19 protein-coding genes and 1 pseudogene are annotated in these 24,060 nt (G+C 52.0%); 11 read left to right on the forward strand and 9 right to left on the reverse strand.

The window, feature by feature from the left end; all coding sequences use genetic code 11:
• The first annotated feature begins 136 nt into the window (after positions 1-136).
• The 9 genes from M0651_RS12335 to M0651_RS12375 all read left to right on the forward strand — a co-directional run bounded on the left by M0651_RS12335 (position 137) and on the right by M0651_RS12375 (position 11,788).
• The gene (locus M0651_RS12335; RefSeq protein WP_248552045.1) at positions 137-994 is read left to right on the forward strand and encodes an ABC transporter ATP-binding protein; all 858 of its coding nucleotides are present in this window, start codon (positions 137-139) and stop codon (positions 992-994) included.
• Positions 987-1,643, forward strand: a complete 657-nt coding sequence (locus tag M0651_RS12340; RefSeq protein ID WP_248552046.1) for an ABC-2 transporter permease — start codon at positions 987-989, stop codon at positions 1,641-1,643. The genes M0651_RS12335 and M0651_RS12340 overlap by 8 nt, the downstream gene beginning before the upstream one ends.
• Entirely contained in the window at positions 1,640-2,005 is a 366-nt protein-coding gene (locus M0651_RS12345) for a GntR family transcriptional regulator (protein ID WP_248552047.1), read from the forward strand. The genes M0651_RS12340 and M0651_RS12345 overlap by 4 nt, the downstream gene beginning before the upstream one ends.
• A gap of 207 nt (positions 2,006-2,212) precedes the next feature.
• A complete protein-coding gene (locus M0651_RS12350) occupies positions 2,213-3,181 on the forward strand; it encodes a LacI family DNA-binding transcriptional regulator (RefSeq protein WP_248552048.1) in 969 nt (322 codons plus the stop codon).
• A 229-nt stretch (positions 3,182-3,410) separates the two neighbouring features.
• Positions 3,411-4,364, forward strand: a complete 954-nt coding sequence (locus tag M0651_RS12355) for an ABC transporter permease (RefSeq protein ID WP_248552049.1) — start codon at positions 3,411-3,413, stop codon at positions 4,362-4,364.
• Positions 4,365-4,376: 12 nt separating this feature from the next.
• On the forward strand, positions 4,377-5,273 hold the full coding sequence (locus tag M0651_RS12360; protein WP_248552050.1) for a carbohydrate ABC transporter permease: 897 nt from the start codon (positions 4,377-4,379) through the stop codon (positions 5,271-5,273).
• Positions 5,274-5,381: 108 nt separating this feature from the next.
• A complete protein-coding gene (locus M0651_RS12365) occupies positions 5,382-7,016 on the forward strand; it encodes an ABC transporter substrate-binding protein (protein WP_248552051.1) in 1,635 nt (544 codons plus the stop codon).
• A 20-nt stretch (positions 7,017-7,036) separates the two neighbouring features.
• Positions 7,037-9,505 (forward strand): PfkB family carbohydrate kinase, encoded by a 2,469-nt coding sequence (locus M0651_RS12370; protein ID WP_248552052.1) that lies wholly within the window; start codon positions 7,037-7,039, stop codon positions 9,503-9,505.
• A gap of 3 nt (positions 9,506-9,508) precedes the next feature.
• Complete coding sequence (locus M0651_RS12375; protein WP_248552053.1) at positions 9,509-11,788, forward strand: GH32 C-terminal domain-containing protein; 2,280 nt, start codon at positions 9,509-9,511, stop codon at positions 11,786-11,788.
• 60 nt (positions 11,789-11,848) lie between these two features.
• Here the strand turns inward: M0651_RS12375 and M0651_RS12380 are convergent, their stop codons facing one another.
• Positions 11,849-13,132, reverse strand: a complete 1,284-nt coding sequence (locus tag M0651_RS12380; protein WP_248552054.1) for a glycoside hydrolase family 27 protein — start codon at positions 13,130-13,132, stop codon at positions 11,849-11,851.
• Between the two features lie 331 nt (positions 13,133-13,463).
• On the opposite strand from M0651_RS12380, the gene M0651_RS12385 reads away from it, so the two are divergent.
• Complete coding sequence (locus M0651_RS12385; protein WP_248552055.1) at positions 13,464-14,312, forward strand: MBL fold metallo-hydrolase; 849 nt, start codon at positions 13,464-13,466, stop codon at positions 14,310-14,312.
• A gap of 54 nt (positions 14,313-14,366) precedes the next feature.
• Here the strand turns inward: M0651_RS12385 and M0651_RS12390 are convergent, their stop codons facing one another.
• The 5 genes from M0651_RS12390 to M0651_RS12410 form a co-directional block, all read right to left on the reverse strand.
• The gene (locus tag M0651_RS12390) at positions 14,367-15,152 is read right to left on the reverse strand and encodes a response regulator transcription factor (RefSeq protein ID WP_248552056.1); all 786 of its coding nucleotides are present in this window, start codon (positions 15,150-15,152) and stop codon (positions 14,367-14,369) included.
• 46 nt (positions 15,153-15,198) lie between these two features.
• The gene (locus tag M0651_RS12395) at positions 15,199-17,031 is read right to left on the reverse strand and encodes a sensor histidine kinase (RefSeq protein WP_248552057.1); all 1,833 of its coding nucleotides are present in this window, start codon (positions 17,029-17,031) and stop codon (positions 15,199-15,201) included.
• 28 nt (positions 17,032-17,059) lie between these two features.
• A complete protein-coding gene (locus M0651_RS12400) occupies positions 17,060-18,103 on the reverse strand; it encodes a TRAP transporter substrate-binding protein (protein WP_248552058.1) in 1,044 nt (347 codons plus the stop codon).
• A 73-nt stretch (positions 18,104-18,176) separates the two neighbouring features.
• On the reverse strand, positions 18,177-19,475 hold the full coding sequence (locus M0651_RS12405) for a TRAP transporter large permease (RefSeq protein ID WP_248552059.1): 1,299 nt from the start codon (positions 19,473-19,475) through the stop codon (positions 18,177-18,179).
• Positions 19,472-19,981, reverse strand: a complete 510-nt coding sequence (locus M0651_RS12410) for a TRAP transporter small permease (RefSeq protein WP_248552060.1) — start codon at positions 19,979-19,981, stop codon at positions 19,472-19,474. The genes M0651_RS12405 and M0651_RS12410 overlap by 4 nt, the downstream gene beginning before the upstream one ends.
• 179 nt (positions 19,982-20,160) lie before the next feature.
• Here M0651_RS12410 and M0651_RS12415 point away from each other — a divergent pair, with 179 nt between their 5' ends.
• Positions 20,161-20,484: a cupin domain-containing protein gene (locus tag M0651_RS12415; protein WP_248552061.1), complete on the forward strand. Its 324-nt coding sequence runs from the start codon at positions 20,161-20,163 to the stop codon at positions 20,482-20,484.
• Positions 20,485-20,532: 48 nt separating this feature from the next.
• On the opposite strand, the pseudogene M0651_RS12420 reads toward M0651_RS12415, so the two are convergent.
• The 3 genes and pseudogenes from M0651_RS12420 to M0651_RS12430 all read right to left on the reverse strand — a co-directional run.
• Positions 20,533-22,101 (reverse strand): annotated as a pseudogene (locus M0651_RS12420) (catalase); the annotation flags it as partial.
• A gap of 125 nt (positions 22,102-22,226) precedes the next feature.
• Complete coding sequence (locus M0651_RS12425) at positions 22,227-23,219, reverse strand: oxidoreductase (RefSeq protein ID WP_282577892.1); 993 nt, start codon at positions 23,217-23,219, stop codon at positions 22,227-22,229.
• A 33-nt stretch (positions 23,220-23,252) separates the two neighbouring features.
• On the reverse strand, positions 23,253-23,630 hold the full coding sequence (locus M0651_RS12430; protein WP_248552063.1) for a MerR family transcriptional regulator: 378 nt from the start codon (positions 23,628-23,630) through the stop codon (positions 23,253-23,255).
• Positions 23,631-24,060 lie beyond the last annotated feature (430 nt).

Consider the following 24,060-nt stretch of genomic DNA (forward strand, 5'->3'; position numbering starts at 1 on the left):
ATGTGATGATAGCGAGAGGTATCCAAAACACCCGCCGACTTTTTGAGTCGGCGGGTGTTTTTAGGATTGACGTTCCCTACAATCAATGATATATTGTGCATACACGATATACACAATATTAATGAGGAGGTACTCCATGCAGGCATTAGATATTCGCAACGTAAACAAGAAATTCCCGAGCTTTGAGCTGAAGGACGTTTCGTTCCAACTGGAGAAGGGATATATCATGGGCTTTATCGGGGTCAATGGTGCGGGGAAAACCACCACCATTAAATCGATTCTGAATATGACTCATATCGACAGCGGTGAGATTCATATTCTGGGCAAAAGCATGGCTGAACATGAGCTTGAATTGAAGCAGGAGATAGGGTTTGCTTTCGGGAGCATCGATTTTTATACGCGCAGTAAAATCAAGACGTTGACCGATACCATTAAGAAGTTCTATCAGAATTGGGACGATCAGATCTATTCCAACTACATGCGGAGATTCAAATTGGATGAAAATAAAAAAATCGCCGACCTGTCGACGGGCATGAAGGTTAAATACAGCCTTGCCCTTGCTTTATCCCACGGAGCGAAGCTGCTGATTCTCGACGAGCCGACCAGCGGGCTTGATCCGGCTTCAAGGGATGATCTGCTGGATCTTTTTCAGGAACTGATCGCAGAAGGAGAAGTCAGCATTCTATTCTCCACCCATATTACCTCCGACTTGGAGAAGTGTGCGGATTTCATTACTTTTATCGCGAATGGGCAAATTGTTCTTAGCGGTGAGAAGGAAGAATTCAAAGAAGCTTATCTCCTGGTGAACGGTTCTAAGAGCCAACTGGAGCAAGTCAAGGACCAGATGATTTCCTATAAAACGAATTCGTTTGGTTTTACGGGCTTAATCCAGGCAAATGACTTCGATCCGTCTTCGGGTATCAAAGCCGCCACCCCAAGCCTAGAAGATATTTTGATTTACTATACGAAAAAGGGGGAGAACATCCATGGTTAACTTAATCCGAAAGGATATCCGACTGGGCGTACATCCGTTGTTTTTGATTATGCCTTTGTTGACTGGTGCTTTAATGTTTATCCCTGGCTGGATTTACTTCATTGTGATCTTGTATTTTTGCTGGATCACTATACCCAATATGTTTAACCAATTGAGATCGCAAAACGATTTGATGTTTACCTCGATGATGCCGGTCACGAAACGGGACATTGTGAAAGCGCGGATCTTTGTGATTGCTGGATTAGAATTAGCGCATGTGGTGGTGGCCTTGGTCTTTGGCTTGATCAGCCAACGCTTATATCCGGATTTGACCTACGTTTTCTTCCCGCCGAATTTGGGGTTCTTTGGTCTCTGCTTGGCGATGCTGGCGATCTTTAACCTTGTTTTTATTCCCATGTATTACAAGACGGCGTATAAATTCGGGATGGCGCTGCTTGCCTCCACCGTGGCCGCGACCTTGTTTGCCGGGATAACCCAGTGGGTTGGGATTGCGCATTCGGGGATGAATCGTATTTTTTATGGAACGGAAGCGAACAGTGTTGCGCTTCAAGCGTTTATTCTGATCGCGGGGATCGTGATTTTCCTTGCCATTACCGCTCTGGCTTACCGGATTGCGGTCAAACGATTCCTTCAAGTGGAAATCCAATGAACGTAGCGATTTCCAATACCTCGGAGAAACCGATCTATCAACAGCTGTTTGAGCAAATTAGCGCTCAAATTTTGAAGGGGGAGCTGGAGAACGGCTATATCCTGCCGCCCATCCGGCAAGCGGCCCATGAGCTGCGGGTTAGCGTCATCACCGTCAAGAAGGCATGGGAAGAACTCGAACGGCGGGGCTTGATTCATACGGTCACCGGCAAAGGATGTTTTGTAGCCGAGTTCTCGCCCGACGAGATGCAGCGTATCCGCAACAAAATGGTGATGGAACAACTGGTGAATGAGGTATCCTATTACAAGTCCTTTGGACTCTCTCTGGATGAGATGATCGAGTTGTTGAAAAAGGTGTATTAAAAAGCGGATCTGCAGGGAACGCGCTAGAGTATGGGGAAGCATTCTGTATCAAGGGAGAAACAACAATCGAATTAAAAGCCCAACAGCGGCTTTTTTTGTTTCGTATAACATTAAATTTTACAAATTTGAAACGTTTCCAAATTTATTATTGAAACGTTTCCACTTTGGTGCTATGATAGGGTTCATAAGAGAGCTCGGGGGGGTTATATGGCAAGCATTAAGGATGTAGCCAACTTAGCTGGCGTCGCCGTGGGAACCGTATCCAGAGTCATCAATAACTCGGGGGCGGTCAAACCCAAGACGCGCAGAAAAGTGGAAGAGGCAGTCAGGGAGTTAAATTATATCCCCAATGAAGTCGCTCGAAATTTTAAGATGCAAAAATCCAAGATGGTCGCTCTCTTGCTTCCAAGTATCTGGAATCCATTCTTCTCTGAACTGGCTTATTACATTGAGGATGAGTTGGATCGGGAAGGCTTCAAGCTCATGCTGTGCAACAGCGGGGGAAAGCCCGAAAAAGAGCTGTACTACCTGGATATGCTTCGGCAAAACAAAGTGGCAGGCATTGTGGGGATCACTTACAACGATATCGAAAATAATGTGAGCCATGATATTCCAATCGTAAGTATTGACCGACACTTTAATAAGAAAATCACCTGCGTGACTTCGGATAATTATGAAGGCGGACGTATGGCTTTACGGGAGTTAGTTAAAGCCGGTGCTCGAAAGCCTGCTTTTATCGGGAGCGTCACTTCCGTATTTAGTGAAACCATGAATCGAATAAAAGGATTTATGCACGAGGCGGAGGCTCTGGGTGTCGATTACACGGTTTACGAGAAGCCGGACCCTATTGTGGATGACGAAGCCTACTTTAATGAATTTTTTAATGAGCATGGTGACGTGGATGGCATTTTTGCCATTACGGATATGCTCGCTGCCAACTATATCGAAAGAGCACGTAAACGAGGTATTCGTGTTCCCGAGGATGTCAAGGTGGTAGGTTATGACGGCATTCAGGACAATCCTTATTTTCACCCGATCTTGTCAACGATTAGACAACCGGTGGAAGAGATGGCGCGCATGGCGATCCGACTGCTATACAGCAAGATGGAAGGCGAACCTCTGACCGAGCAAGTCCATCGGATCCCGGTCACCTTCAAGCAGGGTGAAACAACCTGATTCCTTCAAAAGGAAAGAAAAACATCAGTTCATTCCGATTTCTATGAGAAACTGACGTTTTTCTTCTCAAAATTGGAAACGTTTCAAGTTTGGATATCTGTGCGATAAACACTGAAAAACATCAATGGTTTCAGTTGATGGATGGGATAGATTCGCAGACCTCTGCACATAACAAATTGGAAACGTTTCAAAATAGAAGATCATTTTACCATGGAAAGGGAGTATTTCAATGACCTCAAGAACCAGCGGGGGGGAACCGAGTGTGATCAAACCTCATGGGAATCGGAGATGGAGCCGGATCAAACGCGATTATGAGTTATACCTGTTCCTGCTTCCCATCCTAATCCTATATCTCATTTTTAAGTATTATCCGATGTACGGTGTCCAAATCGCATTTAAGGATTTCTCGCCAAGTCAGGGGATCTGGGGGAGTGAATGGGTTGGGTTTCAGCACTTTATCGATTTCTTTGATTCCTATAACTTCTGGACCATCATTACCAATACGCTCTCCCTTAGTTTCCTATCGTTGATATTTGGCTTTCCGGCACCCATTATCATCGCCATTATGCTCAATCAGATGCTCGGCAAGAGATATAAGAAATTTGTTCAGACGGTGATCTATGCCCCGCACTTTATCTCTACCGTTGTGCTGGTCGGCATGCTGAACGTTTTTTTATCTCCCAACAGCGGCATCGTAAATCATATCATCACGTGGTTTGGTGGAGAGCCCATTCTCTTTATGGCTGATGAGGGTTGGTTCCGTCCTTTGTATATCTTGTCCGGCATATGGCAGGAAACCGGATTTTCAACAATCATCTACCTGGCGGCGCTTGCCGGAGTGAATCCGGAACTGCATGAAGCGGCAATTATGGATGGTGCGAGTAAATGGAAGCGAATCTGGCATGTGGATATTCCAGGGATCTTGCCAACGATTGTGATTCTGTTGATTCTCGCGCTGGGGAACATCATGAGCATCGGATTTGAGAAGGCCTTCCTGATGCAAAGCGATTTGAACTATGCCACCTCCAATATCATCCCAACCTATGTTTACGAAATGGGGATTCAGAAGGCAGAGTACAGCTTCTCCACGGCAGTGGGCCTGTTTAATTCGCTGATTAATATTATCCTGATTGTCACTGTCAATCGAGTCGCCAAGAAGTTGACAGAAACTAGCTTGTGGTAGGAGGGGTCCACCTTGAATTCATTGCTGAAAAGAAAGAGCAGAGGGGACGTATGGTTTGACGTAACCAACTATTCCTTATTAACCATCGTGATGCTGCTCGTGTTATTCCCGTTATACTTTGTTCTGATCGCGTCATTTAGTGATCCCAACTATATCTACTCGGGAGAGGTTTGGCTGTTTCCCAAAGGCTTCACCTTGGATGGTTATGAGCGAATTTTTAACGATACCTCCATTTGGATAGGGTACGCCAATTCGATCCTTTACGCGACTTTAGGAACCCTCATTGGGGTGGCCGTCACCGTATTTGCAGCTTATCCGCTGGCTCGTCGAGATTTGGTGGGGAAATCAGCGATTATGTGGTTCTTGATGGTGACCATGTTTTTTAGCGGTGGGTTGATCCCAACGTATTTGCTGATTAAGGATCTTCACATGCTGAACACGATTTGGGCGCTGGTTATCCCCGGAGCGGGCGGCGTATTTAATGTGATTATCGTAAGAACCTTCTTTCAATCAACCATCCCGGATGAAATGTGGGAAGCCGCTTCGATAGACGGATGTTCCAATACCAGGTTCTTCTGGAGTATCGTTCTGCCGTTGTCCAAGTCCATCTTGGCAGTCATGGTGCTCTATCATGTGGTTGGTTTCTGGAATGGCTTCTTTGACGCTTTGATTTACCTGAATGATGAGAGCAAGTATCCCTTGCAATTGGTGCTTCGCAACATCCTTGTCCAAAATCAGGTGAACTCGGGGATGATGATTGATGTCGAATCTTACGCGGCCAAAATGCGCGTTACCGAACTCATCAAATACGGCGTCATCATTGTATCCAGCTTGCCTTTGCTGATTTTATATCCCTTCCTGCAAAAGTATTTTGTTAAAGGCGTCATGATCGGATCGATCAAGGGCTGATAGGAACAAGCGACTTGAAAGGGGGGATGCGGGCTCAGGGCCATTTCATCGCAAGGAAACAATCGTGGGATTAAACGAGTAGGACGAAATCAAGGGAGGTTATGTTCAATGAAATCATGGTACAAAAAAGCGGGAATTCTTGCCTTAGCCGGAGCCTTTGTACTAAGTGGGTGTTCGGGTAAAGGGAACAGCAGCGAGGGTTCGAAGAACCAGGCTAATAGCTCGGTGGAAGACACGAATTTTAACAAGACCGGTCTTCCAATTGTAAACGACACCGTGACCTTAACCATGGTATCCCCAAAAGCGGCATTAGCGCCGGAATATTCCGAGATGGAAATCTTTAAGCGACTAGAGAAGGAAACGAACGTAAAGATCAACTGGGAGAACATTCCGGATACCGACTATACAGAGAAGAAAAACCTGTTAATTGCGAGTGGGGATTTGCCGGATGCATTCTACGCAGCCGGATTTACCGACTATGAGCTTATTAATTTCGGAAAAGACGGAACCATTATTCCTCTTGAGGACTTAATTGATCAATATGCACCGAACTTGAAAGCGCTTTTTGAGCGTCGGCCGGATATCAAATCGACGATCACCGCGCCGGATGGTCATATCTACGGACTTCCTTCCTGGGAAGATAATAATCTGGGAACCAACCCGTTCTTTCATGTGATCAATAAAAGCTGGCTGGATAAGCTGGGGCTGAAAATGCCGCAAACCCTGGATGAATATACGGAGGCCCTGGTTGCTTTTAAAACACAGGACCCCAATGGGAACGGCAAGCAGGATGAAATTCCGCTCAGCTTTATGCACATGCAGTGGTGTATGGATATTGCCGGCATCTTTGGTGCGTTTGGCCTTCCGGATAACCTGGAGCATCGAGTCGTTCGCGATGGCAAGGTCGTTTTCACCGCCACTCAGCCTGAATATAAAGAAGCGCTCAAATACTTCCACGAAAAATGGTACAAACAAGGTCTGATCGATCCCGAGTCCTTTACCCAGGACGCTGCGCAGTATCTGGCTAAAGGTAAATCGTCGGATGAGACGCTGGGCTCATATATCTGGTGGGAAATCGAAGAGGTTGTCGGGACAGAACGCAGTAAGGACTATACTCTGTTATCTCCGCTGAAGGGCCCCAATGGTGATCAGTTAATCGGACGCGCTAATGGCGGGGGTCCGGGACGCGGAGCTTTTGTTATTACGAAAGCAAACAAGAATCCGGAAATCACCATGCGTTGGATCGATCAACAGTATGAACCCTATATGGCCGCTCAAATCCACTGGGGGCCGCTGGATGTCGTGTTCGAGAAGGATGAAAATGGGAAATTGGTGAACCTGCCGCTTCCGGAGGGCACCTCTGCAGGTGAATTCCGTCAAAAGGTTGCTCCGGGTTCGGGCGGACCCGGCGTGATCACATTTGAAGACTTCGGCAAAGTAGTCGATATGGAACCACGTGCCCAGCAGCGTGCCAAGGATCTGGAACAGTATTACAACCCTTATATGGAGAAGGAAAACTATCCAAGCATCTTCTTTGAACCTGGGGAATTGGACAAAATCAACAAGATTGAGCCGGAGTTAATCAAGTATGTAAATACGCAAAGAGGGAAATTCATCGTGGATGGCGGCGTGGATGAACAGTGGGACAGCTACGTCAAAACACTGGAAAAAATGGGCCTCAATGAATTAATGGAGCTCTATCAAACCGGGCTGGATCGTTATTATGCAAACCTAAATAAATAGACGATAGGTGGGGAGAAATCGTGCTAGATGTCATCGCAATCGGGGAAGTATTAATTGATTTTACGCCGGCTGGCCGTTCAACTGGAGGAAACGAGCAGTTTGAATGTAATCCCGGAGGAGCTCCGGCTAACGTGGCGGCTGCGCTATCCCGGTTAGGCTCCAAATCGGCCTTGATTAGCAAGGTGGGGGAAGATCAGTTTGGTTCCCTGCTGCATCAGACTTTGCAAAACGCCGGTGTTGATGTTTCCGGAGTTTCGTATACGAAGGAAGCGAGCACCACGCTGGCCTTTGTCCATTTGGACGATCATGGGGACCGATCCTTCAGCTTTATTCGGAAGCCAGGTGCGGACACCTTCTTGCAGTCCATGGATCTTCCGCACGAGAAAATCGTGAACAGCCGAATCTTGCATTACGGGACGGTATCCATGACCCATGAACCGGCTCGTACCGCAACTAGAACGGCGGTTCTTCAGGCTAAGGAAGCGGGCGTTCTGCTCTCCTTTGATCCGAATATCCGGTTCCCGTTATGGGAGAGCCCAGAAGAGGCCAAGCAGAACATCCTTTGGGGAATGAAATACGCCGATATTTTGAAAATATCCGAAGAAGAGCTTTCCTTTATTACGGGGACTCACGATATCGAAGAAGGATCCCTGAAGCTGGCGCAACAATTTGAGATTGCGTTGATCGTCGTCACTTTGGCGGAAAAAGGCTGCTACTACCGGATCGGAAGTAAAGACGGCTATGTCTCGGGGTTTCAAGTCAAGGTCGTTGACACGACGGGCGCCGGAGATGCTTTTCTCGGATGCTTGTTATTTAAAATCCTGGAGGCCGGAAGCCCTCTGAAAGATCTGACTCCCTCGCAGGTCACGAACATGCTGACTTATGCAAATGCCGGCGGAGCGCTGGTCACAACACGGAAAGGGGCTCTTAGAGCAATGCCAACTACCGAAGAGATTCATCAGATGCTAGAGTCCAATCATCAGCTTAACGAAGAATATCGTTTTAGACCGGGGTTTCACTTCTCGCCCGCATCCCATTGGTTAAACGACCCTAACGGATTGGTTTATTACGAAGGAAGCTATCATTTATTTTATCAACACCATCCTTACGGGAATCAATGGGGTCCGATGCATTGGGGCCATGCAGTTAGTAAAGACCTTGTTCATTGGGAGCATCTGCCAATCGCTTTGTTCCCGGATGAACATGGAGCGATTTTCTCCGGATGTTGTGTGGTGGATTGGAAGAATAGCAGCGGATTGTTCGAAGATTCCCATGGTTTGGTGGCCGTCTTCACCCATGCGGACACCCATCCGGAAACCGGGCAGCCCCGCCAACGACAAAGCTTAGCTTACAGCAGCGACAAGGGGTTAACCTGGCACAAATACGAAGGAAATCCCGTCCTCTCCGAGGAGGAACTGGTCGATTTCCGCGATCCGAAGGTGTTCTGGCATTCCGAAAGCGAACGTTGGATCATGGTGCTTGTGGCGGGAGATCATGTTCGGTTCTATCAGTCTGAAAATCTATTGAAATGGTCCCTGTCCGGTGTATTCGGTAAAGAAGAAGGGTCCCATGACGGCGTTTGGGAATGCCCGGATCTGTTTGAATTGCCGATAGGCGATACCGGGCGTTCGAAATGGGTGCTTATCATCAGTATTGGCGATCATCCCAAGGGTCCAGAAGGATCCCGTACGCAATATTTCATCGGAGAGTTTGATGGAAAGACGTTCATTAATGGCAATTCGGCTGATCACATCCTGTGGCTGGATTACGGGAGAGACAATTATGCCGGGGTCACCTGGTCGGATCTCCCGGAAGAAGACGGACGGCGAGTGATCATCGGATGGATGAGTAATTGGAAATACGCCAACGAGACGCCTACGGGGGCCTGGCGAGGCGCGATGACTTTACCACGCGTCTTGTCATTAACGGAACAGGATGGGAGTGTCGTATTAACCCAAATGCCTGTTCGGGAAATCGAGCAACTGCGTAAAGCGTCATTGCGTTGGGAGGAGGTCTCGGTTACGCCAATAGCTCCTTTTTGGCAGAACGTGAAAGAGGATTTGCTAGAGATGGAAGTGGAGTTTGATATCCGGTCCGGCGAGGAAGTGCTGATTAGGTTGAAATCCTCAGAGAAGGACGAGGTGATTGTCGGCTATGATCCCGGGGATCAATGGCTGTTCATCGATCGTACCCATTCCGGGGTTACTGATTTCCATCCGTCATTCGCTAGCAAGCATGGGGCTAAAATAGCGGCGATAGACGGAAAGATCCAACTGCATCTTTGGCTGGATCGCAATGCGGTTGAAGTGTACGGGAATCAAGGTCTCGTTGTATTGACGGATCAAATTTTTCCGAAAGCTCCGTTGGATCAGGTTGAAGTCATCACGAGATCCGGGGAGGTTGTACTGGATTCCGTTCAGATCCATACACTGAAATCCGTTGAAATCCCCTACGCCTTTCCAAAGCAAGTGGTGTGTCAGGAGGGATAATCGATGAGTCAGCTCACTGGTGAGCAAGGATTAATGATGCATTGGGCTTTTGATGAAGGGGCCGGAAGAAGTGCTCTGGAACAGGTATCCCAATCGCGGGATGAGATTCAGTATGTATTGAATCAAGCCGAATTCACTGAACCCGCTGATCCGCAGTGGAGACAAGGAGTAGAAGGAAACGGGCTCCTGTTCGATGGATATTCAACTTCGATCGCCCGGCCAGCTAGTGAATTAGACAGGAATCAGGAGGCGGAGCCGTTGTCAGCCCTAAGCATAGGGGTGTGGGTGGCGCCACGCTCCTATGATTGGGGGTATGAAGGGAAACTGGCTGCTATTGTGAACCGTCACAACAGGGAATGCGAGCAGGGATATCTGCTTGGAATGTTCCGACACGGCCGCTGGTCCTTTCAGGTGGGGCTTGATCAAGGGGGCTGGAAGGAAGTTTGGTCACCGGACGGCGATGAGCTGCCAAAGCATGAATGGTCCTACGTAAACGCTGTTTTTAATGGAGATCAAGGCGTAATCAAGCTGTACTTAAATGGCCGGAAAATTGCTTCGTCAGAGGTTCCTGTTGGATCCCGAATGGTCGAGGCTGTAGGCACAGATTTGCTAATCGGCAAAAATAATCACAGCAGCCGATGGGCGGGAGTATTTCATCTCCAGATGTTCAGCGGGATCCTGGATGAGCTGAAGATCTATCAACGGGCATTAAGTGAAGAAGAAATAGCCGCATCGTATCGGCAAGTGCTGGATTCCCTGTATGGCGGCATCAAACCTCAGGTGCCATATGATGAGCTTAAGCTGGATAGGACTCCGCTGTTGCTGGATCGGCATAGACCGCAGTATCATGCCAGCCCCCCTGCGCATTGGATGAACGAACCGCATGCACCGATTTATTTTGAAGGGCAATATCATTTGTTTTATCAGCATAATCCGTTAGGGCCGTTCTTCTATCAGATCCATTGGGGACATTGGGTGAGTGAGGATCTCGTCCATTGGTGTGACCTTCCCGTAGCCCTGGCCCCTGAGAAGGATCAACTTGCCCCGGATGGAATTTGGTCAGGCAGTGCTACTTATGATGCGGAGGGTTTGCCTGTATTGTTCTTTACAGCAGGCAATGACAGTGTTTCGCCTAATCAAGGCGTGGCTCTTGCTCGGAGTACGTATCCAGCCGATGGAAACCCGGATTTGGTTCGTTGGGTCAAGCATCGGGAGCCGCTTATCGTACAGCAAAAAGGGATAGGGGCGTTTGGAGATTTTCGCGATCCGTTCGTTTGGAAGGACGATGACGGTTGGTATGCCTTGGTCGGATCGGGGATCGAAGGCGAAGGCGGGGCCGCGTTGGCCTTTGTTTCGAAGGATATGTTGAACTGGACGTACAAAGGACCGTTTTTCCAAGCGGATCTTCAGAAGTATCCTTATCTTGGACCGATCTGGGAGCTTCCGGTGCTGCTCCCTCTTGGCACGGATAAGCAGGGGGAGAACAAGCACTTATTGTTGGTCAGTCCCGTGGGAGAAGGCGCGGATGTTGAGGTGTTTTACTGGATTGGGCGGTTGGTTAAGGAGGAGCTTTCGTTTATTCCAGATCAGGAGGAACCCGAGTTGATTGATGTTGGTGATTTCCATTTTACCGGCCCGAGCGGCATGGTGGACCCGAAGACCGGCAGAAAAATCATCTTTACGATAGCCCAAGGGGACCGGACGTCCGAACTGGAATATCAATCGGGATGGGCCCATAACGCAGGGTTACCATTAAGCGTGTATTTACGGGATGACGGACGGCTGGGAATCGAGCCGATCCAAGAATTGCAATCGCTGCGCGGAGAGAAGCGGCTGTCGCTTCGGGACAATTCGCTCGCCGAGGCGAATGAACGGCTCCAAGAGATTCAAGGCGACATGCTCGAGATTCAATTGGAAATCGAACCGGACAGCGCACGACAATTCGGAATCAAGCTCCGGCGGACCCCGGACGGGGAAGAAGAAACGCTGCTCTATTATGATTCGAAGGAATCGATGCTCCTGGTCGACCGAACGAAAACGACGCTGCATCCGGGAGAACGATGTGGAGGGATCCAGGGTGGCAAGCTGGAGCTCGCGGGCGAGAATTTGCGTCTGCACCTTTATCTGGACCGTTCCATGGTTGAAGCTTATGCCAACGGCCTAAAAAGCTTGACCACTCGGGTCTATCCGAGCCGCAGGGATGCGCTGGGGCTGGAGATTTGGGGAGATCGAGAGCTCGTTGTGAGGTCGATGGAAGTGTGGGAAATGAAGTCGATCTGGTAGAGAGTATGGATAGGTTTGAAGTTTTGATAGGGAAGAGACCTGCCGGGCGGTAGGTCTCTTTCATTCCAACCGATACAACCGCACTCCGTGCGGCGGTACCGTGGTAGATAGTTCACCTGAAACCGTTAGCTCGGCCGCCGCTCCACTCCATAGCTCAGTTCCTGCTGAAGCACCTGCCTGACCGAGCTGGTCCAAAGGGAGTTCCAACGACAGCGGGCTATCGCCGAGGTTGAAAACAGCGGCATACCCAAATCCCTCAGGATGTTCAGCTGTCCAAACGATAAGGTCACCTTCACGAATCGCTTCCCTGGCTCCGCGACTCTCCCGGTGCATGCGCAGCACCTCATGATTAGTTATCAGCGACAGAGTCCATTCATCGTTATCCTTTAATTCTCCGCCAAAGATGAGCGGAGAGCGGAAGATGCTCCAAAGCGACATCATCGTCAATTGCTCGTCTCGGGTGAACCGGGTCCAGCGGTCTGCCCCGCCGCCATCCACCGAGCGTATGCCGATGTGACCGAGCGGCAGCATGTCGCAGTCCGGCCATGAGCCGGCTTGCGGTATACCCTGCCAAGCCCGGCAGCGGTCGAACATGTCCCGCAGAAGCGGCCACTGATCCCAGAAATCATCCGTCATCCGCCACATGTTGGCGTGCTCGGTGAAGAAAGCCGAGGATTCCACCGGAGCCGGTCCAGGGGACAGGCTTAGCACCATGGATCGGCCGCAGCGCCTGATTGCTTCGGAAATCATCGCGATTTCCGGTTGGTGGGTGCCATACAGTCTGGAAGCCGCAATATCGTCCACCTTTACCAGGTCAACGCCCCAGGAAGCGTATAACTCAAAGAGCGAATCATAATAGGCTTGCGCCCCTTCCTTTGAGGCATCCACGCCGTACATATCCGTATTCCAAGGACAGATGGAGTTCGTATGCGCAATGTCCCGCGCGGTCGCGGTTGTGCCCAGAATGGGCGTGGCGGCATGAACGGCTTGGCGCGGGATCCCACGCATAATATGAATGCCGAATTGCAGCCCCAGGTTATGTACATAATCAGCCAAAGGCCTGAAACCTAAACCACCGGCCGCGGAGGGAAAGCGGTTCTCAGCCGGCATGAGCCGGGAGTAATTGTCCATTACGAGGGGTACAAATGGCCGATACTGCGAGGAATGGGCATCCGGTTCATACCATTGAATATCGACAGTGATATAGTTCCAGCCAAAGGGTTTGAGATGCTTCGCCATATATTCCGCATTGCCTCGAATTTCCTCTTCCGTCACGGCCGCGCCATAGCAGTCCCAGCTGTTCCAGCCCAGCGGCGGTGTAGATGCAACAAGCTGATGGTCCATATCATAAGCTCCTTTACTTTACAGATGATTATTGCTCTGTTCACGTTCATCTTAATAAGGGGAGTAGTACGATATCTATAGTAACTTTACAACGAGGATAGTAAGGTCCATCATTCTGCTCTAAACCGTCCCATCGATAGGAAGGATCAGTAATGGAATCAGAACCGGCAGCAAATAACACGCATAATGGGAGCTCTTTATTTTTCAACAAACTGGAAGCCATTTCCTTTGGCGATGTCCATAGGGATCCTCCTTCAGAACATGAATAACCCTGCCAAGGGATTGGAACGATAAGGTTATTATCCCATAACTTTAAAGGAGAAAAAATACGGTGGATAAACAAATGGAGTACGGGAGCGACTATAAATATATCCCTGCATCTTCGGTTAGGAGTGGTCTGGGCGTTGAGGTGCTGCCGGATTTATATTGCCATACTCTCCAAATCGTGAACATTTGCCTTGTTGGAGCTCCGAGCGCGAAGGAATTTGTGCTGGTAGATGCAGGCATGCCTGGATCGGCGGATGAAATCATCTCCGTTACGGAAGCTCGCTATGGAGCAGGTAACCGCCCCAAAGCCATCCTGCTGACGCATGGTCATTTTGACCATGTGGGCGCGGTAATCGAGCTGGTTAAGCACTGGAACGTTCCTGTGTACGCCCATGAACTCGAAATCCCTTATTTGACGGGGCAAAAGAGTTATCCGGCACCGGATCCGAGCGTTGAAGGCGGCATGGTTGCGAAAATATCCGCGATGTTCCCCAATGAGCCGATTAACTTGGGGAATCATGTTCAACTTCTTCCGTCTGATGGAGGCGTGCCGTATTTGGACGGTTTTCGTTGGATTCACACCCCGGGGCACACGCCAGGTCAGGTGTCATTGTTCAGAGACAACGACCGCACCTTGATTGCGGCGGATGCGTTCGTAACGGTTAGACAGGATTCATTGTACAAGGTGTTAACGCAGGAAATGGAAATCAGCGGACCGCCCAGATACCTAACTACTGACTGGGAGGCCGCTTGGGAATCTGTCAGGAAGCTAGCTGCCTTACAACCTACCGTTGCGGTTACCGGTCATGGCCGGCCCGTAGCTGGCCAGGAATTGACGAACGGCTTGCAGAAATTAGCGAACGAGTTCGACCGCATCGCTATCCCGGATTACGGGAAATACATTAAACATTAATCCAACGAAAAGAACCCCGCCGATGTCTGGCGGGGTTCTTTTCGTTGGTAAATATTAAGGTGAGGACGATCCGCATCTTCTCCGATATTCCGTCGGCGTCATCCCCGTCACTCGCTTATACGCGTTGCTGAAATAGGCGAGGTCGGAGTAGCCGACCCTTTCGGCGATTTCGGAGATGCGCATCGAGGTCTGGGCCAGCAGTTGCTTGGCCCGGGCCATTCGCTGTTCCAGGACGTAGTCGATGAAGTTCATGTTCATTTGCTGCTTGAACAATTGGCTTAAATATGACGGATTTAAATGCACCTGCGCCGCTACTTCCTGCAGGGAGACATCGCCGGGCAGGGCAGCGTCGATGTAACGGACGGCTTGCCGGATCGGTGATTCCGTCATCTCCTCCGGCAGCACACCCCAAGCGGGTAGACGGGTCCCGGCGGTAGTTGGCGGCTCGGTATCATTACCTTTGGTTTTCGCCAGGCGATCCAGAATCGAACCCAGACAACGGCTCATATCTTCCACCTCCACCGGCTTCAGCAGGTAGTCCGCGACTTGGGCGCGCAGGGCGAATTGTAAGTAGGGGAAGTCGTCATAACCGCTGATCATGACGACCTCCGGCGGATTCGCCCGCTCGCGAAGCGCCTGAACCAAGGCGATCCCGTCCATGACGGGCATCCTCACGTCGGTCATGACCACGTCCGCTTCGTGGTTCGCCAGCCATTCCAGCGCCTCCTGGCCGTTCGCGCATTCCCGGACGATCCGGCAGGGTTGGCCGCAGCGTTCAATGACCTTGCGCAAGGCGGTGCGTACCCAACGTTCATCGTCGACTAGCAAAATGCTGGACATCGCGCTTCCTCCCTCCCAATAGTTTGTCACTAGCCTCCATACACAGCTATGCGGCGTTCTGCGGCTGCATAGGAAGACGCAGCGTCACGCAGGTGCCGTCCCCGGGCACGCTTTGGATGCTCATCCCGAAGTCATCGCCGAACAAGCGAACGATCCGGCGGTGAACGTTAAGAAGGCCAATATGCTCGCCGTCATGTTCCGCATCGTCCTCCCGGAGACGTCCGCGGATCCATGCGAGCCGTTCTTCGGACATGCCGGAGCCCGTATCCTCGACGACGATAAACCAAGCTCCCGCAGGGTCCATCCGGGCGGAGATCCGAATGCTGCATATCCCGCCGCCCCGTTCGAAACCGTGGACGATGCAATTTTCCACGAGGGGCTGCAGCGAAAATTTCGGCATCGGCTGATCCAGCAGCTGTGCCGGAACGGCGAATTCATAATCCAAACGATCCTCGAATCGAAACTTCTGGATTCGGAGATAAGTCTCGCAGATCTCCAGTTCATCCTCCAGGCAGACGCAGGGGGATGGATTCCGTAAATTGTAGCGGAGCATTCGAGCCAGGGCGGAGGCCATATCCGAAATATCGTCCATGCTTTGCTCCAGCGCCATGCCGCGGATCGTTTCCAGCGCGTTATATAGGAAATGCGGATTGATTTGCGCGTGCAGCACCTTGAGCTCCATTTCCTTTTGCTGCAATGTCATCTCCGTTTCTTTCAGCCGGGAGATGTAGATCTGCTCCAGCAGCTCGCTTAAGTTCCTGACCATTTTGTTAAACCCGTGGGTCAGCAGGCCCAGCTCGTCTTTGGACGTCACCGACGCCGTTTTCGTAAAATCGCCCAGTTCCACGCGCTTCATCAGACGTTGCAATTGGCGAACCGGTTTGATGATGCTGGAGGCCAGCCCGATGCCAAATCCGTAAGCCAACCCCAGTGTTACGATGATCGTGATGAGGATTGTCCTTCCGATATAACCGATGCCTGCCGTTAATTCGCGGTAGGACACCGATGTGGCCAGCGTCCATCCCAAGAAAGGGGAATGGCTATAAGTCAGGAAGTCCTTGCCGCCATTGGCGCCGGCAGAGGGAACCGAACCGCTGTCCGACCGCTGCATCCAGCTTTCCCCTTCCAGATTCGCCTTGCGGCCGAGCAAAGACAGGTCGGGGTGGTAGACGTAATGACCCTGCGAATCCAGGATGAACATATAACCGGTCTGGCCGATGGTCACGAGATCGGCGATCTCTTGAAACCGCTTGTAATTGACGTCGATCACCAGCATGCCAATCGGCTCCAGCGTGCTGGGGCTGACGAGCCGTTTGACGATGGAAATGACCGGTTCGTCATGGTCGGCCCATTTGATGACCCGGCTGACCAGGATCGCCTCCCCGTTTGCCGGGGCCGATTTGAACCAATACTCCTCCATGAGGGGAGCCATCGGCTCCACGCTGTCGTCTCCCCGCAGATCCAGAATCAGGATTTCCCCCAGAAACACGCTGATATTCGAAATATCCGATCGGGAAAAAGCGGAGGTACGCAATAGCTGCATCACCGGCTCCCGGATGCCGGACTGATCCACTTCCTCCAGGCTGTTCATTTTCACGAGTTTTCCCATCACGGGGTCGTTGTTCATTTTCAAGGCGGTGATCTCAACATCCCGGACGTAATATTCAACATGGGCTTTCACCTGCTCGATGATCTGCAGGCTGTATTCTCGGGCTTCATGCTGCAGGACCCCGGAGGACCGTTGGTAGGAGATCACGCCCACCGCCAGGAGAGGAATAATGACGAGAATGGCCGAAAAGACGAGCAGCCTGACGCTAAGCGGACGATCCCTAAGAAATATGGCGTGCATGAAACGAGATGGTGTTTTGCCCCAGAACATGGCCGGCAGCTCCCTTTAAGCTTAAGCGTTATTTCGTTTTGGCGTTTTCGATGGCCCCGAGAATATCCTGGAACTCCGAACGATATTCTTCGATCATGGGTTTAACCGCTTCCTGCCAAGGCTTCAAATCGGTAACCTCTGTGACGGTAACACCTGCCGCGCGAACCTTATCCTCGGATTCCTTCTCAAATTTCTTCCATTGCTCACGCTGATAGGCAATCGATTCCGTTGCCGCTTCTTGGATCGCCTGTTTATCCTCGTCGGACAGTTTATCCCAGGTCACCTTGCTGGCCATTAGCACTTCCGGTACGCGTTGATGCGCATCGAGGATATAATATTTCGCCTGTTCAAAATGCTTGGAGGTGTAGTAGCTGGGCCAGTTATTCTCGGCGCCGTCAATCACACCGGTCTGCAGGGAGTTGAACACGTCCCCGTAAGGCATCGGTGTAGCGCTGGCCCCCAGGGCTTCCATCAGATCGATATTCACTTTATTCTGAATCACGCGAATCTTCATCCCTTTTAAATCTTCGATGTTGGTGACCGGCTTGCGCGTATAGAAGCTGCGGGCGCCGGAGTCGTAGTACGCCAGCCCCACGAATTTGGAATCGCTTAAGCCTTCGAGCATTTGCTTGGCTTCCGGTCCGTTTAGGAAGTTCCATTCATGTTCTTCGCTTTCAAAAATATAAGGCAGGCTGAACACGCCAAACGCTTTGTTGAATTCAGCCAACGGTCCGGTGCTGACGCGGGTAAATTCGATGGCACCCAATTGCACCTGTTCGATGACGGCTTTCTCCTCGCCAAGCTGGGCGGAAGGGAACACCTCGATCTTGATGCGTCCGTTTGTCTTCTCATGGACGAGCTCCGCGAACTTCTTATCCCCCAGCGTTGTCGGATAATCCGCGGGATGGGACTCCGCTAGCCGGAACGTATAGGTGGGCTGCTTTGCCGCTTCTCCGGAGGGGGCGGCGGACTCGTTCCCGCGGGTACCTGAATTCGCTGCGCCGCAGCCGGCGAGCAGGGCGGCAACGGCGATTACCGCAGCAATTAAACTTGTAAACGACCTTTTTTTCATGGACATTCCTACCTCCTATTTTTTCTATGCTCGATCTATCAATTTCATGCAAAAAAGCGAGATTCACCCCGGGTTAAGGAGCTCCGCTAACCATGTGGGGCAACCATAACGACAGCTGCGGAATGTAGGTAACCAGCAGTAGGGCAACGCACATCGCGAAGAAGAAGGGCCAGGACGCTTTGGTCGCTTGGCTGACCGGGACCTTACCCAAGGCGCAGCCGATGAACAAGACGGTTCCGACCGGCGGGGTGATGAGGCCGATCCCGCAGTTCAGTATCATGATGATCCCAAAGTGGACCGGATCGATCCCCAGCGTCGTCGCCACGGGCAGCAGGATCGGGGTCATGATCAGGATCATGGGGGCCATATCCATCGGAAAGCCAATCAGGAGCAGAAGCAGGTTCATCATGAACAAAATGAGATAAGGGTTATCCGAGATGCCAAGAAACAGATCGGTCAGCAAAGAGGGGACTTGCAGGTAAGCCAGGATCCAGCCGAAGGCGTCGCTTGCGGCGATCAGGAACAGCACCATCGCCACCGTGCGGAACGTTCGTTTAAACACGAGGCCGACCTGACGAAGAGGGACATCCCGGTAGACGAAGAAGGTGAGGACAAAAGCGTAAACGCAAGCGATCGCCCCGGCTTCCGTCGCCGTAAACCAACCGCTGGCGATGCCGCCTAGAATGATCACGCCCGTCATCAGGGAGAGGAAGCCGTCGCGGATGATTTTCGGCACCTGGGACCAGGTCACCGGCTCGCCCTTCGGGTAGTTCCGCTTGACAGCGATGACGTAGGAGATGATCATGAGCGTGAACATCAGCAGCAGGCCGGGCACGATCCCGCCGAGAAACAGGCTGGAGACGGAGACGCCTCCGGCGGCCACCGAAAAGAGGACCAGGTTATGGCTGGGCGGAAAAATCACGCCTTGAATGGAGGCCGACGTCGTGACCGCGACGGCGTAATCGGCATCGTATTTGTTTTTCTTCATCGCCGGAATCAGCACCGAGCCGATCGAGGAGACGTCTGCGGCGGCGGACCCGGAGATATTCCCGAAGAACATGCAGGCCACGCAGTTGACCAGCGCCAGACCGCCGCGGACCGCACCGACGAACAGCTGCGCGAGGTTCACCAGGCGAACCGCCATTCCGCCCGCGCTCATGATTTGGCCGGCCAGGATGAAGAAGGGAATCGCCAGCAAGGGAAAAGAGTTAATCCCCTGGATCATGCGCTGTCCGACGACGACCCAGGGCAAGCCGAGATAAATCAGGGTGATCAAGGTTGACCCGGCCAGCGTAATGGAAATGGGAAAGCGGAGCAGCAGCAAGACGACGAAGGACACGCCCAGGATCAGGACGGCGGTCAAATCCGTCATGGCTTCGGTACCTCCTCATCGATGTTGTCGTGCCGGATCGTCTCGATGCCGATCAGCTGCAAGAACGTGTAGACGCAGATCATGACCCCGGTAATCGGCATCACCAAATATAGGACCCCGTTGGGGAGCTTGGTCGCCGGCAAGGTGGATTCGCTCATCAACACGGTAAATTGCCAGCCGTTAATGACGAGATACAGGCCAAAGGCAAAGATGCAAACCGAAATGAGCTTATCCAGCACTTGATTGAACCGTTTCGGGAACAATTTGGTGAAGCTGTCCATGGCCAAGTGCAGCTTCTCGCGGAAGCCGATGGCGATACCCATGAACGAGAACCACACCATCAGGAGCAGCGTGACCTCTTCGGACCAGAAGAACACGAAATTGAACAGCTTCCGGGTTATGACCTGAACCGCCACGATGATCGCCATGGAAGCGATCGCGATCAGCGCGAAGTGCTCGAACAGCGAGTCGATCGCCAGCGCCAGCCGCTTGAGGGCTTTCTTCATGCACCTGCCTCCTTTTGCGGATTGTAAGGGCTTACGGGTTTATAGTTTAAAAGAGAAAGGGAGATTTGGTAATCCCTTCAATTTTAGGTCTTTTTGTGATTTTTTTAGGAGCAAGGAAAACGGGGTAGTGCCGGAAACGTTAAGCCGTTATGATGAAGCCAGGAAAGGGAGGCGATCCGATGAGTGAGCACAACCGATGGGAAGCGGCAGAACCGGGGGTGACGCGGAGAATATTTCAGCCCGGCGAATCGCTGATGATGATGGAGGTGCATTTTGAAGCCGGGGCCGAAGGGGCCGTACACAGCCACGAACAGGAGCAGTTGACCTATTGTCTGGAAGGACAGCTGGAATTTACGGTGGATGGCTTCACAACGCTCTTGTCGGCGGGCGAAACGCTGGTGATCCCAAGCCGTGCGGTGCATGGCTGCCGGGCGTTGAAGCCGAGCAAGCTGCTCGATGCGTTTACGCCGCTGCGGATGGATTTGCTGGGCCGCGGCGAGTAAATGAAAGAACAAAGCCGGTGATTGCTGCTGCAATCGCCGGCTTCTCTATTAATATCGGTCGGACGGATGCCCCATCTTCTGAGCTTTGTCCAGCGCTTCGTCCGCGTCAGCAGTGCTGGTATGTTCGGGGGCGGAGGACGTGACCCGCTTGGCGGCTTCTAATCCTTCCTTGACCCTTCTGCCATATTCAGCGTCGGCTTGCGTGAAGTGGCCGATCCACGTCTCCTGAATGAACGGACTGCAGATTTTCAAGTTATTCACCAGATTCGAAATGAGCTCATTTTGTTCCACCTCGTCAAAAGCCCGGAACGTCCGGCCGGCCTGGGCGAAATCGTTGGTACGCTCAATCTTCTGCCGGACCAGCTTGGCATCGTACTGCGGCTCGTGATCTTTGCCTGGTTTGGCCGCCTCCTTAAGCCCGTTCAGCGTGGAAGGTTCGTAATCGACGTGCGGATTCGTGCCGGGGTTCAGATCGACCTGATATTCCATCTGCCCGCCGCGCTGATTGGTAGCTACCTTTGTTTTCGGTGCGTTGATCGGCAGTTGCAAATAGTTGGTGCCGACCCGGTAGCGCTGCGTGTCCGAGTAAGAAAACGTTCTTCCTTGCAGCAGCTTGTCGTCGGAGAAATCCAGCCCGTCCACCAGCACCCCGGTCCCGAAAGCGGCTTGTTCCACCTCGGCAAAATAGTTTTCGGGATTTCGGTTCAGTACCATTTTGCCTACCGGCAGAAAAGGAAACTGCTCGGGATCCCACAATTTCGTCGGATCCAACGGATCATAGTCCAGCTCCGGATGCTCGCCATCACTCATGATCTGCACGCAAAGCTCCCACTCCGGATAATCTCCCCGCTCAATCGCTTGGTACAAATCCTGCGTAGCATGGTTGTAATTGGTCTTCTGGATTTCGTCAGCTTCCTGCTGCAGCAGGTTCTTGATGCCTTGCTTCAACGGCTCCCAGTGGTACTTAACCAGCACGGCTTCTCCGTCGCGGTTCACCCATTTGTACGTGTTGACGCCCGAGCCCTGCATCTGGCGGTAGTTCGCCGGGATCCCCCAAGGCGAGAACAGGAACGTCACCATGTGGGTGGATTCCGGCGTTCGGGAAAGGAAGTCGAACATTCGCTCCGGGTCAGGCAGCTTGCTGACCGGATCGGGCTTGAAGGAATGCACCATATCGGGGAATTTCAACGGATCCCGAATAAAAAAGATCTTCAGGTTGTTCCCGACCAAATCCCAGTTGCCGTCTTCCGCGTAAAATTTCACTGCAAATCCGCGGGGGTCTCGTAGCGTTTCCGGGGATTCACCGCCGCCAATCACCGTAGAGAAGCGAACGAATACCGGCGTCCGTTTCCCGGTCTCCTGGAATAGCTTGGCCCGGGTATACTTGGACACCGGCTCGTCGCCGACCTTGCCGTAAGCTTCGAAATAACCATGGGCCCCGGACCCCCGTGCGTGTACGACGCGTTCCGGGATGCGCTCGCGGTCGAAGTGGGAGATTTTCTCGAGAAAATGGTAGTTCTCCAAGGTCGTCGGTCCCCGGCTGCCAACGGTTCGGACATTCTGATTGTCCGTGATGGGATGCCCCTGGCGGTCCGTTAGCGTTTGTTCCGCTTCGCTCGATTCATTGTTCGTGCCGGCTTGTATATCCACTTGATTACCTCCAAATGTCGAATTTGGAAATAGTGTTTACGCTGGATAACCCGGATATACTTTAAATTGGATATAGAGACATAGATTACCTTTTATTCAAGAACGAAGTTAACGCCCGTCAACGCTTCGCTTAACGACCACAACCGGCGGGCGGAGGACTCATCAACGGCCCAGGGTGCCACACCGGTCATGGGGATATTCCCGATCTTCTCCTCGGGGATAAGCGGCGCAATGTCTACATTCTGGCAGTACACGCCTCCCTTGCCATCAAGCTGCGAACTAACCGCGCACCACACCTGGGTCGCCGCTCCCTCCGGCACCGACTTGCGTTCATCCGAATAATCAGTATAGGCCCGGCGGCCTTCGGCATCAAGAGCACCCATGGCATTCATTTCCTCGTCGGTGAGATGCCGGGACAGTTCCGTGACGATCGATCCCGGATGAACCGAGAATGCGCGTAAGCCGTGAGTACGTCCTCGTTGATCCAGCTCCAGCGCGAATAGGGCATTCGCCGTTTTGGATTGCCCATAGGCTTCCCACTTGTCGTAGGGGCGATGCCGATAATTCGGATCCTCGAAGTTTACGTTGCCCAATCGATGCCCGCCGGAGGAAACGGAGACGACCCGCGCACCGTTGGCCCGTTTCAAAGCGGGCCATAACCGGGCGGCGAGTTGAAAGTGGCCCAAATGATTGGTGGAGAACTGCAGCTCGTATCCTCGACCGTCACGTTGCTCCGGCGTTGCCATAATTCCGGCGCTGTGGATCAAGATGTGCAGGGGACGTCCCGTTTCCACAAATCGGCGGGCGAAGCCGTCTATGGATTCCGGGTCGGTCAAGTCGAGCTGCTCCAGTTCTGCTCCGGGAATGGAGGCGACGGCTTTACGGGCTTTGTCCGGCGTCCGAGCCGGGATGACGACCTTAGCGCCGGCGTTTGCCAGTACCCGCGCCGTTTCCAGGCCAAGGCCGGAATATCCTCCCGTGACGATCGCGACCTTCCCTCGCAAATCCATGCCTTGAATGATCTCCTCCGCCGTCGTACGGGGGCCGTATCCCGATGGGAGCGGCCGCTGCGGCGTGCGTTCCATGTTGCCAGTTAAGTTCACTCGGATCTCCTCCTCTTATTTTCCGTCTTTGATTTCTTGAAAATGCTCCAGCTTGAAACCGATGATCTGAAGCGTCTCCTTTAATTCATCGATCTGCCGTTCTATGGACTGCCGATGCTCGTCCAGCAAATCGTAACACCCCGTTTCGTCCTGCTCGTTGTAACGGCGGATGTATTCGCGGATCTTTTTCAACGGCATATGGGTTCGTTTAAGGTGCGAGACAAACCGGATTTTGCCGATATCCACGCTGGTGTACATTCGCTGGCGGCCGCCGCCCCGTTCGGGGGAGCCGAGGAGATCGATTTTCTCGTAGAAACGCAGCGTATCGGCGGTAAGACCGGTTTGCTCCACAACCTCGGAGATGGTGTAGGTTCGTTGCTCGTTTTGGTCCATGAAAAACTCCTTTCCCGCGGGATCGAAGGCCGCAGCATCAACATTACCGCTTAGAGTATACTCCAAGTCAAGCGCATATCCCTCCTCCTGCACGCATATGGCGGAAAATCTTCTTATCACGGAGAATTGTCCCTTGCACGAAAAAATGGTTGGCTGGATTCGCTGGATTATCTCTCCAAAACAGGCGGAAATGTACGCCAAACGACGAAGTGTACCTAGGCGGGACCTTCGGCAATTTTCTATACTCATCGCGAAGGAAACGCGAACCAAATGTGGGAATACCAAGGGTGTTTTCACGCGGGGGATGGTCAGGGGGGATCTGGAGATGATTCAACCGATCGTTTTGAAAGCGTTGCCAAAAATGCAGGCCTGGCGCAGATAGGGGGGAGAGCAGCGAATTTCACTGGACCACGAACAGGGACACCTATTC

The sequence above is a fragment of the Paenibacillus mellifer genome, assembly GCF_023195895.1.
Lineage (GTDB): Bacteria > Bacillota > Bacilli > Paenibacillales > Paenibacillaceae > Fontibacillus > Fontibacillus mellifer.

What these genes read in the sequence shown, in the direction of transcription:
- M0651_RS12335 (WP_248552045.1), top strand. Translation starts at nt 137, where the DNA reads ATGCAGGCATTAGATATTCGCAACGTAAACAAGAAATTCCCGAGCTTT.
- M0651_RS12340 (WP_248552046.1), top strand. Translation starts at nt 987, where the DNA reads ATGGTTAACTTAATCCGAAAGGATATCCGACTGGGCGTACATCCGTTG.
- M0651_RS12345 (WP_248552047.1), top strand. Translation starts at nt 1,640, where the DNA reads ATGAACGTAGCGATTTCCAATACCTCGGAGAAACCGATCTATCAACAG.
- M0651_RS12350 (WP_248552048.1), top strand. Translation starts at nt 2,213, where the DNA reads ATGGCAAGCATTAAGGATGTAGCCAACTTAGCTGGCGTCGCCGTGGGA.
- M0651_RS12355 (WP_248552049.1), top strand. Translation starts at nt 3,411, where the DNA reads ATGACCTCAAGAACCAGCGGGGGGGAACCGAGTGTGATCAAACCTCAT.
- M0651_RS12365 (WP_248552051.1), top strand. Translation starts at nt 5,382, where the DNA reads ATGAAATCATGGTACAAAAAAGCGGGAATTCTTGCCTTAGCCGGAGCC.
- M0651_RS12375 (WP_248552053.1), top strand. Translation starts at nt 9,509, where the DNA reads ATGAGTCAGCTCACTGGTGAGCAAGGATTAATGATGCATTGGGCTTTT.
- M0651_RS12380 (WP_248552054.1), bottom strand. Translation starts at nt 13,132, where the DNA reads ATGGACCATCAGCTTGTTGCATCTACACCGCCGCTGGGCTGGAACAGC.
- M0651_RS12390 (WP_248552056.1), bottom strand. Translation starts at nt 15,152, where the DNA reads ATGTCCAGCATTTTGCTAGTCGACGATGAACGTTGGGTACGCACCGCC.
- M0651_RS12395 (WP_248552057.1), bottom strand. Translation starts at nt 17,031, where the DNA reads ATGTTCTGGGGCAAAACACCATCTCGTTTCATGCACGCCATATTTCTT.
- M0651_RS12400 (WP_248552058.1), bottom strand. Translation starts at nt 18,103, where the DNA reads ATGAAAAAAAGGTCGTTTACAAGTTTAATTGCTGCGGTAATCGCCGTT.
- M0651_RS12405 (WP_248552059.1), bottom strand. Translation starts at nt 19,475, where the DNA reads ATGACGGATTTGACCGCCGTCCTGATCCTGGGCGTGTCCTTCGTCGTC.
- M0651_RS12410 (WP_248552060.1), bottom strand. Translation starts at nt 19,981, where the DNA reads ATGAAGAAAGCCCTCAAGCGGCTGGCGCTGGCGATCGACTCGCTGTTC.
- M0651_RS12415 (WP_248552061.1), top strand. Translation starts at nt 20,161, where the DNA reads ATGAGTGAGCACAACCGATGGGAAGCGGCAGAACCGGGGGTGACGCGG.
- M0651_RS12425 (WP_282577892.1), bottom strand. Translation starts at nt 23,219, where the DNA reads ATGGAACGCACGCCGCAGCGGCCGCTCCCATCGGGATACGGCCCCCGT.
- M0651_RS12430 (WP_248552063.1), bottom strand. Translation starts at nt 23,630, where the DNA reads ATGGACCAAAACGAGCAACGAACCTACACCATCTCCGAGGTTGTGGAG.